At 53.0% G+C, this 15,164-nt stretch carries 14 protein-coding genes; 2 read left to right on the forward strand and 12 right to left on the reverse strand.

Annotated elements, in window-relative coordinates:
- Positions 1 to 44 precede the first annotated feature (44 nt).
- Positions 45 to 623 (reverse strand): DUF4124 domain-containing protein, encoded by a 579-nt coding sequence (locus tag KP814_RS15570; protein WP_253938420.1) that lies wholly within the window; start codon positions 621 to 623, stop codon positions 45 to 47.
- Between the two features lie 119 nt (positions 624 to 742).
- Positions 743 to 1,525 (reverse strand): ABC transporter substrate-binding protein, encoded by a 783-nt coding sequence (locus KP814_RS15575; RefSeq protein ID WP_253938411.1) that lies wholly within the window; start codon positions 1,523 to 1,525, stop codon positions 743 to 745.
- A 437-nt stretch (positions 1,526 to 1,962) separates the two neighbouring features.
- On the opposite strand from KP814_RS15575, the gene KP814_RS15580 reads away from it, so the two are divergent.
- Both KP814_RS15580 and KP814_RS15585 read left to right on the forward strand, forming a co-directional pair.
- Positions 1,963 to 3,078, forward strand: coding sequence for a hypothetical protein (locus KP814_RS15580; RefSeq protein ID WP_371824062.1), 1,116 nt, complete (start codon positions 1,963 to 1,965; stop codon positions 3,076 to 3,078).
- Positions 3,079 to 3,089: 11 nt separating this feature from the next.
- Positions 3,090 to 3,512: a hypothetical protein gene (locus tag KP814_RS15585; protein ID WP_216737630.1), complete on the forward strand. Its 423-nt coding sequence runs from the start codon at positions 3,090 to 3,092 to the stop codon at positions 3,510 to 3,512.
- Positions 3,513 to 3,820: 308 nt separating this feature from the next.
- On the opposite strand, the gene KP814_RS15590 is transcribed toward KP814_RS15585, so the two are convergent.
- From KP814_RS15590 to KP814_RS15635, 10 genes are all read right to left on the reverse strand, one after another.
- Positions 3,821 to 4,681 carry a helix-turn-helix domain-containing protein gene (locus tag KP814_RS15590; RefSeq protein ID WP_216737631.1) on the reverse strand — a complete coding sequence of 287 codons (861 nt, stop codon included), beginning with the start codon at positions 4,679 to 4,681 and terminating at the stop codon, positions 3,821 to 3,823.
- A 399-nt stretch (positions 4,682 to 5,080) separates the two neighbouring features.
- Positions 5,081 to 6,286: an AGE family epimerase/isomerase gene (locus tag KP814_RS15595; RefSeq protein WP_216737632.1), complete on the reverse strand. Its 1,206-nt coding sequence runs from the start codon at positions 6,284 to 6,286 to the stop codon at positions 5,081 to 5,083.
- Positions 6,283 to 7,254 (reverse strand): carbohydrate kinase, encoded by a 972-nt coding sequence (locus KP814_RS15600; RefSeq protein WP_216737633.1) that lies wholly within the window; start codon positions 7,252 to 7,254, stop codon positions 6,283 to 6,285. Before KP814_RS15600 ends, KP814_RS15595 begins: the two co-directional genes overlap by 4 nt.
- A 99-nt stretch (positions 7,255 to 7,353) precedes the next feature.
- Entirely contained in the window at positions 7,354 to 8,208 is an 855-nt protein-coding gene (locus tag KP814_RS15605) for a helix-turn-helix domain-containing protein (protein WP_216737634.1), read from the reverse strand.
- Positions 8,209 to 8,363: 155 nt separating this feature from the next.
- The gene (locus KP814_RS15610; protein ID WP_216737635.1) at positions 8,364 to 9,482 is read right to left on the reverse strand and encodes an ABC transporter ATP-binding protein; all 1,119 of its coding nucleotides are present in this window, start codon (positions 9,480 to 9,482) and stop codon (positions 8,364 to 8,366) included.
- Between the two features lie 52 nt (positions 9,483 to 9,534).
- Positions 9,535 to 10,416: a carbohydrate ABC transporter permease gene (locus KP814_RS15615; RefSeq protein WP_216737636.1), complete on the reverse strand. Its 882-nt coding sequence runs from the start codon at positions 10,414 to 10,416 to the stop codon at positions 9,535 to 9,537.
- Positions 10,409 to 11,329 carry a carbohydrate ABC transporter permease gene (locus KP814_RS15620; RefSeq protein ID WP_253938412.1) on the reverse strand — a complete coding sequence of 307 codons (921 nt, stop codon included), beginning with the start codon at positions 11,327 to 11,329 and terminating at the stop codon, positions 10,409 to 10,411. Before KP814_RS15620 ends, KP814_RS15615 begins: the two co-directional genes overlap by 8 nt.
- A 96-nt stretch (positions 11,330 to 11,425) precedes the next feature.
- On the reverse strand, positions 11,426 to 12,682 hold the full coding sequence (locus tag KP814_RS15625) for an ABC transporter substrate-binding protein (protein WP_216737638.1): 1,257 nt from the start codon (positions 12,680 to 12,682) through the stop codon (positions 11,426 to 11,428).
- Positions 12,683 to 12,923: 241 nt separating this feature from the next.
- Positions 12,924 to 14,405, reverse strand: a complete 1,482-nt coding sequence (locus KP814_RS15630) for an ATP-binding protein (RefSeq protein WP_216737639.1) — start codon at positions 14,403 to 14,405, stop codon at positions 12,924 to 12,926.
- Positions 14,395 to 15,123, reverse strand: coding sequence for a response regulator (locus KP814_RS15635; protein WP_216737640.1), 729 nt, complete (start codon positions 15,121 to 15,123; stop codon positions 14,395 to 14,397). The genes KP814_RS15630 and KP814_RS15635 overlap by 11 nt, the downstream gene beginning before the upstream one ends.
- Between the last annotated feature and the right edge of the window lie 41 nt (positions 15,124 to 15,164).

Raw genomic sequence — 15,164 nt, forward strand, 5'->3', positions numbered from 1 at the left:
AGTGATCTCCAGGCGGTTTTTTTATCCCTCGTCTCGATGAATATCTATCGATCGCAGGCCCACAGCGTTGCAAACTTTTTCATTGCGAAAAGAGGGTGCGGCTTTTTATTTTGCAAATACAAATACTGCTGCTGATTATTCAGCTTGCTCAACTGCTTATCTTCATAGGTCTCAATAATTTTTTCAGGTGGTAAGTCACAGTAGACATCTCGACGTTTATTACACTCAGCGACAATTTTCTTTTCTTCCTCAAGCATTTTCTCTTTGAGGTTATCGCATTTCTTTTGCATCTCCGCTTTGTATTCTTGTACCGCCTGTTCTTCCATAGGTGAAGACTGCTCAGGATTAACATACTCAATGTCGGGCTCCATGCGACGATTGATCTGGTGAGCCTCCTCCACTGCCGCCGGCGTCGGCGCGGCTCTGATTTCCACCTCTGTCTGCGCAGAAGCGCCGGGACAAGGCGTTTCCTGAAAAGCGACTTTCCCTTTGGCGTTCACACATTTGTATATCTGCCCGTATCCCAGACCTGAATACAAAACTGCAAAACATAGCGCCCCCATCCGCGCTGTTCGTTTCCAGCGCAGACCAGATTCGTTGTCAGCCATTACCCTACGCGCCATAAAACTCAATACCTTATTACCGACGACAAATGCGCCATGTTAAAGGGAGAAGTAAAAGCATAACCAGCGACCGGCGACAGGTTTCACAATCCTTGACGCTTCCCGCCAGGAGAGGCCTCTCAGAACGCGCCCAGGCTCAGATATTTGATAATGATATTGTCGATGACGTCATGGGATTTCAGATCATCGATTGCTAGATTGATGCGTTCATCCAGCCCTTTGTTGTCTTCGATCACTTTTCTGGACAGAGCGATCACCACGGGGCGATTGACGACTTCATCGACAATCTCAACATCGTTGAAGTAGCCCAGCCTGCGCGCCTGATACATAAAGGTAATGTCTTCCGTTATCGCGCAGTCTACACGGCCGTACAGGGTCAGTTTGACCAACTGCTCGGCGCTGTTCACCTCCACCACGCTATTGAAACGGGTCATATCCAGATTGGGAAAGCGATAGTTGAAGCCTCGCAATACGCCCGCCTGATGACAGTTTTTCAAGGCCCCGCTATGATCAGCGCCTTCCTCCTCCGCTTTCTTTTTGAGCACAAATGCGGATACCGTTGACGTATATAACGGAGCGGAAAGCCACATGGCGTTGAGGGCGTCCTTGTCGTTATAACCAGTTGTAGTAAGCAGACCATCCAAGTGCCCCTGGCCCAGCATCAGCGTTATGCGAGGTCGAGGATAGCTTTTCAGCTCGAAATCCACCCCCGCCCTAGTTAACGCCTCATCGACAATCTCATAATCGATCCCTGTCGCTTTACCGTCCTCCAAGTGATAGACATAGGGCTCGACTTCCTCCGCGACGGCTAAGGCCAGACGTAGATTTTCGGCGCGACTGTCCTGCAGAGACACCCCCGCCAGGATCAGCAGCGCCAAGCTCGCCAGCTTCATCAAGGACATGTGTATACCGCGTTGCAATGACATGACGCCGGACTCGTCCCTGCCAGCCCGCATTCGATTGACCGTGTTTATAAAGAAGATTAGTAAGCCGCCCCGGGCTTGTCCAACGGCGAGTCGGCTCTCCAGACTAATTTGCCCCTTGCTGCACGCTGGATATTTTTTACGCCGCAACTACCCTTAGGAAAAGGCGGTCAAGGCCGCCAGAAGCCGGTCCGCGCGCAACCGAGAGCGCTTCGCTATCAACGATAACATTGCGAGCGCCCATGCAAACAACCAGGCGGAAGTGGTGATAGTAATAACTGGGGGCACAGCTGGACTCCGGACTGTCTTTATACGGCAAAGTTCATAAGAAAAACTGACGCCTCAAGGAAAGCAGGGTTCCAACAATGAGAATAAAAGAGTCTTGTATAAGTCTTGGTCTCTCAACGCTGTGTATCGTGAGCCCGGCCCACGCCGACAACGACAGAATTCACTTCAACGGATTCGGCACTATCGTCGCCGCCACTACCTTTGACGATGAAAAACCTTATTTTTCCTACGACGACGACTTTAACTTCAAGAACGAGTCCCTGTTCGGCCTGCAGGTGCGTGGCGACATGGGAGAAAACCTCTCCGCCACGGCGCAGATCATCGCTCGCGGCTCGGAAGATCACGACGCCGAGTTCGAGTGGGCCTATGTCACCTACGCCATCGACAATAACTGGACCGTTAAGGCGGGTCGTTTCCGAACGCCTTTTTTCGAATACAGCGACACCATTGATGTCGGCTACGCTTACCACTGGGTCAGGCCACCCAAATTTGTTTACGTGCCCCTGTTTAAAAACCTGGACGGTTTGAACATTACCTACGCCTCGCAAATGCGTCAGTTCGACTCTACCCTGAACTTCTTCTATGGCTCGGTGCAAGAGGACATCCCTATCGGTCAGGTGGACCTGAAGTTCGTCTATGGCGGCTCCTGGCGCATCGGCGTTGACTGGATCAGCATGCGCTTCTCCTACTTCCGCTCGAAGCTTTCCATACCCGCCATCGCGCCTGGCCTGGATAGTATCCTGCCTCCGGAAGACCCAGGCGCTCCAGCACCTTCCGGCCCGACAGTGTCAGAGGAAGTCGCCGACGCCATTCGCGCCAATGACGATCGCGGCGCCTTCGGCAGCATCTCTTTGAAAGTGGAATACGATAACTTTTTCGCCGTGGCGGAAGTCACCAGATCGGAAATTGAAGACAGTATCTTCCCTGATCCGCTGGGGTATTACGCCTCCGTCGGCTACACCATGGGCAAGTTCACTCCCCACCTCACTTATGAGGTTTTCGACACCAGCCCGAGAAGAAGTATTCTCGACGGGGTGTCTGAATCCGATCCTGTTTACTCGACATTGGAAGGCATCATTGAAGGCACGGATCAGGACAACAAAGTCATCACGATCGGCGTACGTTATGACTTCCATCACAGCGCTTCACTAAAGTTCGACTTCAGCAAAATAAACTACGACAAGGACGGAGCTAACCGCATCGACACCCAGTTATTCAGCACTGCGATTAGTTTCGTTTTTTAAGGAGCGCCGACATGTTAAGACTCATTACTATCGTGTTTGCTCTCATCTACCCGCTGCTGCAGGCGCAAGCCGTGGAAGCCGAGGTCGCTATCATCGTTAATCCGAAAGCGAATCTTGATCTGAGCAATGAAGATATCCAGAAGCTGTTCATGGCGAAGCAGGCTTTCTTGCCCAACGGAGAAAAAGCCACCATCGTCTCCATCGACAGCTCCTCTGCACTGTTCGAAGAGTTTTGCGCCAAAGTCGTCAACAAAGGCTCGCGCCAGTTCCTCTCCTACTGGTCCCGGCTGATCTTCACCGGTAAAGCCGCTCCCATGATCACCGCCGCCAGCAATCAGGACATCAAAGAGCTGGTGGCGAAGAATCTCAACTACATCGGTTTTATATCCGCCGCGGACTTGGATGAAACGGTAAAGGCGGTAAAAACATACTAAGACTTATTAAAATGGTCGCCCCACACAACGGTGTAAAACCTCTTTCATACCTTGTGGTGGCGCATTATCCATTCTTGGTCTGAGGCGTCCCAATCAATTAATCAGTATGCCGTTCCTTTTAATTTCTTCTTTGACTCGACAGTCTTCCAGCTCAGGAAGGTGCTAGCCTGAAGTCATTCTATCCGCCATTTGATTCCAATCTAAAACTACGCGCCCTCCCGCAAAGTATTCTCATGAGGAGCGCGAGATGGATGACGCGAGCCATCCCGGCGCCCAATATCATGAGTAACCCAAGTCGGACGATAGTTTCAGCCTGGGTCTGCGTGTTGCTTGCGATACTTGAGCGGCGATTCGTTAAAGTATTTGGCGAAGACCTCATAGAACCGAGTGACGGAGGAAAAGCCGCTGGCGAAAGCGATCTCAATCACCTGGTCCTGAGAGTACAGCAACAATCGGCGGGCATGATTCACTCGTAAGTCAGTCAGATACTCCAGTACGGACATTCCCACTGCTTTCTTGAACACGCTCATGGCGAAATTCTTGTGCAGTCCGACTCCGTCCGCCACATCAGCGATCGTGATGGGCGTTCGATAGTTGCCATTAATAAACTCCACCATGCAATGCGCATGGTGCAAGTGCCGGCTGCGATATTCACCACAGCCGCCTTGCCCGGATTTACATGGATTACGCATGATCATGCGGCGTAGAAACAGGGTGATCTCGTCCAGCACCAAATCCTGCAGCGGTCCATCCAGACACCGCAGCTCCTGCACCCAACGCCCTACCGCATCAAGGGATAGCAAGCCCGTTGCATTAGCGCGATAAGGCGTCCCGCGAATCAGCAAATGTTTGAACATTTCATTCGCGCACATATCCGTGAGTAGAAACAAAGGCAGGCGTAGCTGCAGCAGCAAGGCGTTCTTGTCCGCCGAAACCAGCTGATGCCGGTGTAATGCGGAAAAACAGATGACGTCGCCGCTTTCCAGCTCATACAACTGATCGAGGTAACTCAGCCTCATGGAGCCGGATAGAAGGATATTGATTTCAAGGTGGCAGTGTTGATGTGAGCCTCCCATGATCTCGGGCTCACCAAAGTGAAAACTGACCAGTCCAGAGGCGTCAGTATGCGTATTGGCGTCATGCCTATCGTGAATAGAAGGACTTTTCATTGCTTTCCCCGTGTTATTTTTATTCAGGAATAAGCGAGACTACTCAGCAGTGTCAGACGAACAGCAAATATATTCCATAAAACCAATAATTGGAATAAATTTTCCACACAAGGAAATCTGACTCGAATATTCTATCTGCCTGAATATCTCTTGCTTACTGCGTTCCGGCTGGGGGCATTTTTGCTTTTGTTGTTTTTTTACTTCATTTTTACAGCGCTTCATTCTAACGCCAGCTTGGACAAAAAAACAACAAAGCATCCTGTATTTAGCTAACAACTGGTTTGATACTTTATGAAAAGCATAAAAAAGCCGCTTTTCCCTTTCTCAGGTAAAGCGGCCTTTTTGACATTCACATTTCAAAAAAAGAAATAAATATTACCTATATTTCTGACTATTCCGTCAGATTGACGAAGCGCGCAGCACGCGCAATGTCTCCAGACAGGCATTCAAGGAGTGATAGTCACACTTCGCGCCAGCCTCACTCTTCTTATCTGTAACTTTGGAGTTATCCGCATTAAGAATTCGATACCAGGCGCCATGATCATGGTCGACAAAATGCGTCCAGGAATATTCCCAAAGACGCTCATACCACCGCCAATAGCCTTCGTTTCCTGTCGCCTCGCCCAGCAACGCCGCCGCCGCGAAGCTTTCCGCTTGCACCCAGAAATATTTATCGTCATCGCAAATACTCTGGTCTGGAGCAAAGCCGTAAAACAGTCCGCCGTGACGATCATCCCAAGCGGCTTCCATAGCACGATCAAACAGCTCACGCGCTTTAGCGGTCAACCAGGGTAAATCGCTGTGACGGGCGAGCATCAATAGCAGTTTGGTCCATTCAGTCTGATGGCCCGGCTGAAATCCCCAAGGCTTATAAAGGTTCTTGGGATCGTCTTTGTTGTAGTCCCAATCGATATCCAGGCCCAGGGTAAAGTGTTCCCACACTAACCCGTCAGACTTGCCTCCAAGTTCCAACACCACCTTCTCCGCCAGCTCAATGGCGCGGGCCAGAAAACGCGAGTCCGAGGTGGCTTCATAGGCGGCGATCATCGCTTCACAGGCGTGCATATTGGCGTTCTGACCGCGATAGTCCGACACCTGACTCCAATCAGCGCTGATTTCATCCGCATAGAGCCCTTGTTGCGGCTGCCAGAAGTGTTTTTCCATCAGCTCCCAGGCTGCATATAAATCCTCGCGCGCCGACTCTTCTCCGGCGCTGACCGCCGAGGCGAACGCCAGAATCAGAAAGGCGTAGCCATAGCAGTACTGCCGCTGGTCTGCGGGTTGGTAGTCCTTGAAGGTCCACACATAACCGGGCGCATCCGCACGCTTGTGCGCCTCACGCAGATAGGCCAGTCCGTGTTCGGCCCAGGCCAGCCATTGCGCCCGCTCTTCCTCGTTGCGCGCATCCAAAAACTGGTGCGCCTGATAAAAGTTGAACGTCATCCGGCAACTGCTGACCAGATGCTTGTCGCCATGCGCAAACACGCGGCCATCATCATAATAGTTTTGAAAATAGCCGCCCCGCTCGTCACGGCCCGCGCGCAGATAAAAATCCAATATCTCGCGGCTATGCGCAGTTAAAAAATCCCTGCTTCTGAAATTCATTCACCCAGCTCCCAAAAACGACTGACTTCAGACCAGTCAGGCAACGCAGGAAAAGCCCCTTGCCGACTTACTGTTAATGCGCCGCACTGGGAAGCGAAACGCACCAGCGCGGCGACCTGTGATTGTGAATTGAGCAGCGCCGCCTGGTCGCCGCATTTCGACAATCCAAACAATATGGCGCCCATGAACGAATCCCCCGCCGCCGTGGTGTCCACCGCCTTCACTGGCGGTGTCGCCTCCTCTCCAGAAAACGCGAGGGAGACATAACGAATAGGCTTACCGCCGTCCGTCACCAGGATCAACTTCACCCCCTGTTGCAGCCAGCTCTGACAAAGCGCCTCGGAATCAGCGCCTGCAGCGAGATACTCCAGCTCATCCAGAGACAGCTTTAATAAGTGGGAAGAGGCCGCCAAACGAATGATCACTTCTTTATCCGCATGTCCCGACGCCCACAGATTATGGCGCAGATTCACGTCAAAGCTGATGACGCAGCCAGCGTCTTTGGCTCTTTGCAGCGCGCTCTCAGTGACGGCGGCGATCGAGGGCGTCGTGAGGGTGTTAGAGCAATAATGAAAGACGGAAGCGCCCGCAAACCAAGCCGGAGCGACCTGCTCCGCCTGCAAAACCATATCCGCGGAGCCATCTCGATAAAAAGAAAACGTACGCTCGCCCGAGTCGTCCAGCATCACGAACGCCAGGGCGGTTTTCGCCGTCGGATGAAACAGCAGCTGGCTGGTGTCCACGCCATAGGCTTGCAGCGCATGAGCCAGAAAACGGCCGAATTCATCTTCTCCCACCTGCCCCGCAAACCTGGCGTCGCCTCCCAGCTTGGCGATGGCTACCGCCACATTGGCCGGTGCGCCGCCAGGAAACTGTTTGAATTTGCGCAGGCGTAGAGGGGCTTCCTCATCCTGTCCGATATTCAGAAAATCAATGAGGGCTTCACCAAAACAAACGACTGTGCTCATAGTTACCAATCCGCTAACTCATTCCGGGGCTAAACATTATAAGTCGAAGTCGGCGACAGATTTATCGCCGAAAATGCCCTGGTTATACACCTCTTCCTCTCAGTCGTCTCCTACCAAAGCGCAACTTTTCCGATACTTTTGCGGCGACTCGCCAAAGTATTTCGCAAACACTTCGTAGAACCGCGTCACGGAGGAAAAACCGCTGGCGTAGGCGATCTGAGTCACCTGCTCCCCAGTGTATTGCAACATACGGCGGGCATGATGCACCCGCAGCGCGGTCAGATACTCTAGAATCGACATTCCCAGGGTTTTCTTGAACAGCGTCATGGCGAAGTTCTTGTGCAGCCCCACATGGTCCGCTACATCGCAAACGCTAATAGACGCATGATAATTGTCATTGATGAACTGCAGCATCACGGGAATATGCTGGCTGACTTTGAGCCCCGAGACGCCTGGGATCTGTTGATCAGGCGGGGTGTAACAGGCGTCCTTGAACAGTCGCCGCAACAACAGCGTTATTTCATCCAGAATGAGGTCATCCAGGGCGGGGTCACGTAACCGCAGTTCCGCCACCCATCGCGCCAACATAGTATCGTCCACCAATCCAGCGCACCGCGCGCGACAGGGAACGCCATGAAACAGTTGCTGTTTCACGCCACAGGAAAGTTGCAGATTGAACAAGGCGAAAAGAGGGAGCCTAAAGCTGTACGCCACGGCGTCATCGCTCACAGCGCCAAACTGATGAAAGTGCAACGCGGAATAACATAAAAGGTCTCCGGCGAACAGTTTCATCGTCTGTTGACCATACAGCATCTCAACACTGCCGCGGGTCAGAATAAGAATCTCCAGATGGCAGTGCTGATGCGCAGCCGCCATAGCTTCCGGCTGGTGGCGTTCGCCTTCCAGCTCAAATCCGTACGGATGGCTTTCTCGGCCATAGGATTGACCAATCATCGCTTCACCCCCTAATTATTTTTATTCAGGTAAAGGCATGCCCGGGGCGCAGTCGCCGAGGCAAAGCCTCAGCGAGCGCCATGAGCTTAATATTTTTTTAGTGAACGCAAAAACGCCCGGGTCTGATTCGCAGCAGAGGCTCCGGGCTAAAAGACCTAGCCGATACGGGCCTGGCTCTCGATATCGAAGAAAACGGCTTTGGACAGATCGAGCATCAGGTTCATCTTTTCACCCAGCTTGCCCGCGCTGTCAGGCGCTACACGACAGCTCACTTCCGTGCCGTTCAGATGAATGTGCATAACGGTATCCGGTCCGGTAGGCTCAACCATATCGATCTCAGCCTCCAGCACCATAACATCGGCTCTCTCCACTTCATGCGGATTCACCTGAGTCACCCTTTCAGGACGCAGACCCAGAGTCACCTGCTTGCCAACGTAGTTAGTCAGGCAGGCTCCGCGCTCGCCCAGAGGCAGACTGTAAGTGCGACCGTCACGGGTAGTGACTTTCGCCACCAGGCCGCCGCCTTCGTTTTGGATCTGCACCGGAATGAAGTTCATCGCGGGTGAGCCCATGAAACCGGCAACGAAGATGTTGGCGGGTTCATCATAGATCTCTTGCGGGGTGCCGAATTGCTGCACGATACCGTCTTTCATGACCGCGATGCGGTCCGCCAGGGTCATCGCCTCGATCTGGTCGTGCGTCACGTAGACGATGGTGGTGCCCAGATTCTGGTGCAGCTTTTTGATTTCCGTCCGCATTTCCACCCGCAACTTGGCGTCCAGGTTACTCAGCGGCTCGTCGAACAGATAAATCTTGGGTTTACGCGCCAACGCCCGCCCCATGGCCACACGCTGACGCTGACCACCGGAAAGCTGGGAAGGCTTGCGGTCCAGCAAATGCTCAATTTGCAGCATTTTCGCCACACGCTCTACTTCAGCCGTGCGCTCGTCTTTTGGCACCTTGCGCATTTCCAGACCGAACGAGATGTTGTCGCGTACGTTCATGCTTGGATACAGCGCATAGCTTTGGAACACCATAGCGATGTCGCGATCTTTCGGGCTACGACCGGAAACGTCTTCGCCACCGATCAAAATAGCGCCGTCGGTGATCTCCTCCAGTCCTGCGATGCTGTTCATCAGCGTGGACTTGCCACAGCCGGACGGACCGACAAGGATCAAAAACTCGCCCTTCTCGATGCTGATGTTAATGCCTTTGAGGACTTCCGTTTTACCGCCGTAGGTCTTACGAACGTTTTGAATTTCTAATGCAGCCATTTAAATTAACCTCGAAACTGTCTTTGTTCTTGTGTGAAAGGCGGCGGCGCGCCTAGCCTTTCACAGACCCGGCGGTCAGTCCTCTGACGAAGTATTTGCCGGCCAGTACGTAAACCAATAGTGTGGGCAGACCCGCGATAATCGCCGCCGCCATGTGCACGTTATATTCCTTCACGCCAGTGGAGGTGTTCACCAGGTTGTTCAGTGCAACGGTAATCGGCTGAGTATCGCCGCTGCCGTAGACCACGCCGAACAAGAAGTCGTTCCAGATCTGCGTGGTCTGCCAGATAATGGTCACCACAATGATCGGGCCGGAAATCGGCAGCAGGATACGCCAGAAAATAGTGAAGAAACCTGCCCCGTCCAGCTGCGCCGCTTTAACCAGCTCACCCGGAATATTGATGTAGAAGTTACGGAAAAACAGGGTCGTAAACGCCATACCGTAAACAATGTGCACAAACACCAAGCCAGCAGTAGTATTGGCCAGGCCCAACAGCCCCAGGGTCTGCGCCATAGGCAGCAACACTACCTGGAACGGAATAAAGCACCCGAACAACAGCAGGCCGAACAACAGCTCGCTTCCACGGAATTTCCACTTCGTGAACACATAACCGTTCAGGGCGCCCAGGAATGTGGAGATCAGAACCGCCGGCACAACGATTTGCACGGAGTTCCAGAAGTATCCTTCCACCCCTTCACAGCGTACGCCTGTGCAAGCAGTGCTCCAGGCTTTGGACCAAGCGTCAAAGACAAACTCGGTCGGCCAGGAAATCAGGTTGCCGCTACGGATGTCGTCCATTGTTTTGAACGAGGTCAACACCATAACGACCAAGGGCAGCAGGTAAAACAGCGCTGCGGTCAGCAACACGGCGTAGATAAGCCCGCGATTAATACGACTCCAGTTCATGGATGATTGCGCAGTCTGATTAACCATTACGCGACCCTCTCAATTCTGAGTACAGATAGGGAATCAGGATGGCCAATACGCCGCCTAACATCAGCATCGCGCTCGCCGCGCCCAAGCCAATCTGGCTACGGGTGAATGAGTGCGCGTACATAAAGGTCGCCGGCAAGTCAGTAGAATAGCCAGGGCCGCCGCCTGTCATCGCCGCCACCAAGTCGAAACTCTTGATAGCAATGTGAGACAGAATGATAAAGGCGCTGAAAAACACCGGACGCAGACTCGGCAGAATAATGCGACGATAGATTTTCGGCAGCGTGGCGCCGTCGATTTGCGCCGCTTGAATAATGGAATTATCGATACCGCGCAGGCCCGCCAGGAACATCGCCATCACAAATCCGGATGACTGCCATACGGCGGCGATCACCAGCGTGTAAATGGCCATATTCGGGTCGACAATCCAGTCGAAGCTAAAGCTTTCAAACCCTAGATCCCGCACTACTTTTTCCAGACCCAGTCCAGGATTCAGCATCCACTTCCAGGCCGTACCAGTAACGATGAAGGACAACGCCATAGGATACAGATAGACCGTACGGATCGCGCCTTCCTGACGAATCTTCTGGTCCAGCAGTATCGCCAGGGTCACCCCCAGAACCAGGCAGACCAGAATGAACAGTCCACCAAAAATACCCAGGTTGGTGCAAGCCACCAGCCAACGGTCGTTTTCAAACAGCTTTTCGAATTGAAGCAGGCCGACAAAGTCATATGACGGCAGAAAACGCGAATTGGTCATCGACAGGACCGCCGTCCAGATGATGTAGCCATAGATAAAGACCAGCATCATGACGAACGTCGGAGCCAGCACCATTTTTGGCAGCCAGCGCTCCAACCAGGCCAGACCGCCTTTCGCTTTTGCAGTTGCTTCGGGACGATCGTGTGCGCCCATGGATATCGCCCTCATGGTTCCCCTCGTTAAAGGCAAGTTTAGGATAGAGATGGGGGTTGCGCGCGCGAACTGATCTGTTCGCGCGCGCTAAGCCGATTACATTGCTGCTTTTACAGCCTGCGCCAGCTTGTTGACCGCTTCTTTAGCGGACTGACTGTCGTCATTGAAGAAGTTGGTGACAACGTCATAGATAGCGCCCTGGATATAGGACGTGGTGGACATGCCATGCGCCATACTGGGCACCAGATCGCCAGTGGAAGCAGCGGCGTTGAAAGCGTCCATAGATGCTTCCGCGCAGCTGTCGAACTTGTCGCGAGCCATGCCGCTACGTACTGGGATAGAGCCTTTGTTCAGGTTAAAGGTTTCCTGGAAAGTCGGCTCCATGATCAAGCGCGCCATAGCGTTCTGTGCTTTCACGTTGTCGTCATTGTTCAGTTTGAACATGGCGAAGCTGTCGATGTTAAACGTGAACTGACCGGAAGTGCCGGGAGCAGGCAGACACATGTAGTCAACGCCTGGCTTTTTACCCGCTGCGGTGAATTCGCCTTTGGCCCAGTCGCCCATTACCTGCATCGCGGCTTTACCGTTGATGACCATGGAAGTGGCGATATTCCAGTCACGACCGGCTGCATCTTTGTCGATGTATTTACGCATGCTCTTGAAGGTTTCGAAGATCTTAACCATCTTCTCGCTCTTCAGCGTATCAGCGTCGTGCTTAACAAAGGCTTTGTTGTAGAACTCGCTGCCGCCCATGCCCAAAGCGATGGCTTCGAACAGAGTAGCGTCCTGCCATGCCTGACCACCGTGCGCCAGCGGAATGAAGCCCGCTTTCTGAATGGCGTCAGCCGCTGCAGGGAATTCTTCCCAAGTGGTTGGGATGCCTACGCCCGCTTTACGGAACACGTCTGGGTTGGCCCACAGCCAGTTCACCCGGTGCACGTTAACCGGAACAGCAACGTAGTGGTTTTCGTATTTCATGACGTTGGAAACGACATCTGGGAGCAGTTTGTCCCAGTTCCCGGCTTTGGCGACGGAGTCCAGGTTCGCCAACAGACCGAGGTTCGCCCACTCCTGGATATCCAGCCCTTTGATCTGGGCTGCTGCAGGTGGGTTTCCTGATACGGCTCGTGATTTCAGAACGGTCATGGCGCTTTCCCCGCCACCCCCGGCAACCGCAAAGTCTTTCCAGGTGTGCCCTTCTTTCTCCAACAAGCCTTTCAATACGGCGACAGACGCCGCTTCACCGCCGGAGGTCCACCAGTGGAGCACCTCAACTTCGCCCGCCTGTGCTGAAGTTGCTGCTGCGATGCCAGAAAGAACGATAGGAGCAAGAGCTTTTTTGATTCGTTTCATGACCAAACCTACTGTTTATTGTTGTTTAAATAAAAGGTTCGCCATTCCCGATTGAACAATCCCTGATGGGATATTTTAGGAAGGCTGAAATCCTCTGATTACGCTCAAAGGTTTACTCAGTATAGGGGTGGAAATACGGGGACGGGGTAAGATAGAGCAACCTAATGTAACAAAACCTTAAAAACCTTGCAGATTCCCAACAGCCACAATTAAGCGGCCATTGGCTGGCAATGGGCCAGATTCAGACTTCCTGATACTGCCTTGGCAGCCAGACTTCCACGACAAAGCCGCCCTGCTCATGGTTTCTGACCTTCAGCCTGCCGCCGTGAGCATGGATAATATTGCGGGCGATACTCAATCCCAGACCAGATCCGCCCGTGTTACGATTGCGGGACTTTTCTAACCTTACGTAAGGTTCGAAAATGCGATCCTGCTCCATTTCCGGAACTCCCGGACCAAAATCCCGCACCGCTACGTGCACGCCTTCATTCACATCTTCCAGAAATACTTCCGCCTGATGCCCGTAGAACAGCGCATTATCAATAATGTTGCTGAATGCTCGCTTGAGCGCCAGCGGCTTGCCCCAGAACGGCTGCTCCAGCACACCGGTCAGCACTACTTTCTTGCGCTGCAGATCCGCGCCTTCGCAAATTTGCTGCAATAAATAGTGTAGATCGATATTCACCGGATTTTCATGGACAGTGGTGTCTTTAACGCACTGCAAGGCGCCATGCACCATGTGATCCAGATCTTCCAGATCCTGAATGAACTTGCCGCGCAGCTGATCGTCGTCCAGCATTTCCGCCCGTAGTCGCAGACGGGTGATCGGCGTTTTAAGGTCATGAGAGATGGCGGAGAACAGCGTCTCCCGATCCTGAATATAACGCTGAATGCGTTCTTGCATGGCGTTAAAGGTGCGCGCCGCCGCTACAACTTCCGTGCTGCCCTCCTCCGGCAACGGAGGCCGTTCGATGTCCTTGCCTAATTCGTCCGCCGCCCGCGATAGCAACTTCAATGGTCGCGTCAGCCAGCGCACTACGACAAACAGCGACAGCACCACCAGTATCACCGTGATCCCCATGAACCAGAGGCGCTCAGCGGGCAGATAATCGCCTTCAATCAGGCCGTCTGGCGTGGGCAACAGCGTAGCCAGATACAACCACTCGTCTTTCTCCAAACCTATCTGCACCACCAGAATCGGGGTCTTTTGCGGATGCAACAACAGGCTGTGATGCCCCCATCCCGGCGGCAGATCCAGCAGACGAATATCATTGTTAAAAACATGCAGGGACTCGGCGAAAGAGAACTCGGATATAATCTCCACCTGACGGCCCAGCTCTCGTTGCAGGACAGAATCCACTTCCTCTAACACCCAGCGCTTCAGGTCCGTGTCCTGCGTCGGGCTGATATTGATCAACTCACTGTTGAAGGTGACGAAAAAGCGCGAACCGCCCATGCGCCGCAACTGATCGAGGACGATATGGCGGTATTCCACTGGTAGGGATTTGAAGAAGCGCACAGTAGAAGCGATGCTGAACGCCAAGTGATTGGACATACTCAGCACATTTTCCTGATTACGGGTCTTAATCTGCGCCACCCAAATCAAGCTGGACAGCGCCTGCGCAGCCAGTACGGCGATGACCAGAACAATCACCATTCGCGACAATAAAGAACGCGGAGCCAAGCCCGCCAATCCTCGGCGAGCGCCTCTTTTAATCCCCATATTCGCGCTCAACCGGAACCGCTAAAACATAACCGGAGCCGCGCACGGTCTTGATAAGGGTGGGATTTTTGGCGTCATCGCCCAGTCGCTGCCGTAACCGGCTCATATGCACGTCGATGCTACGATCCAATGGCGAACACTCGCGCCCGTGCAATACGTCGGAAATTTCATCCCGGCTTAACACTTCATTGCCCTTTTCCAGAAACAGACACAATAAAGTGTAGTCGGCGCCGCTGATGGCGCTCTTGTCGCCGTTAGGTTGCACCAGCATGCGGGATGTGGTGTCCAGCACCAGATTGCCAAAACGATAGATTTTGGGTTGCCCGGAAGGCGCGCTCTGTTTGGGTTGCACCCGACGCAGGATCGCTTTCATCCGCGCCAGCAACTCTCGAGGATTGAAAGGTTTGGCAATATAGTCGTCTGCCCCCATTTCGAGACCGACGATACGATCCGTGTCATCCGCATTAGCGGTCAACATGATGATGGGAACGGTGGACGACTTACGCAGACGCTGACAGATAATAAAGCCATCGTCGCCAGGCAGCATGATGTCCAGAATAATCAGATCCGGCGTCTCACCCTCCAGCAGCTTGAACAGCGTCTCGCCATCCTCAGCCGGAGATACGTCAAAACCGTTTTTGGAAAGATACTGGCTCAGCAATTGCCGAATTTCCAAATCGTCGTCCACAACGACTATATGCTTGTTTTTGTGGGTCATCGCTGCTTAAAACTTAACCTCGTAAACTGAGCGCGATCATA

It is taken from the genome of Hahella sp. HN01 (genome assembly GCF_018986435.1).
In the GTDB taxonomy this organism is placed as follows: domain Bacteria; phylum Pseudomonadota; class Gammaproteobacteria; order Pseudomonadales; family Oleiphilaceae; genus Hahella.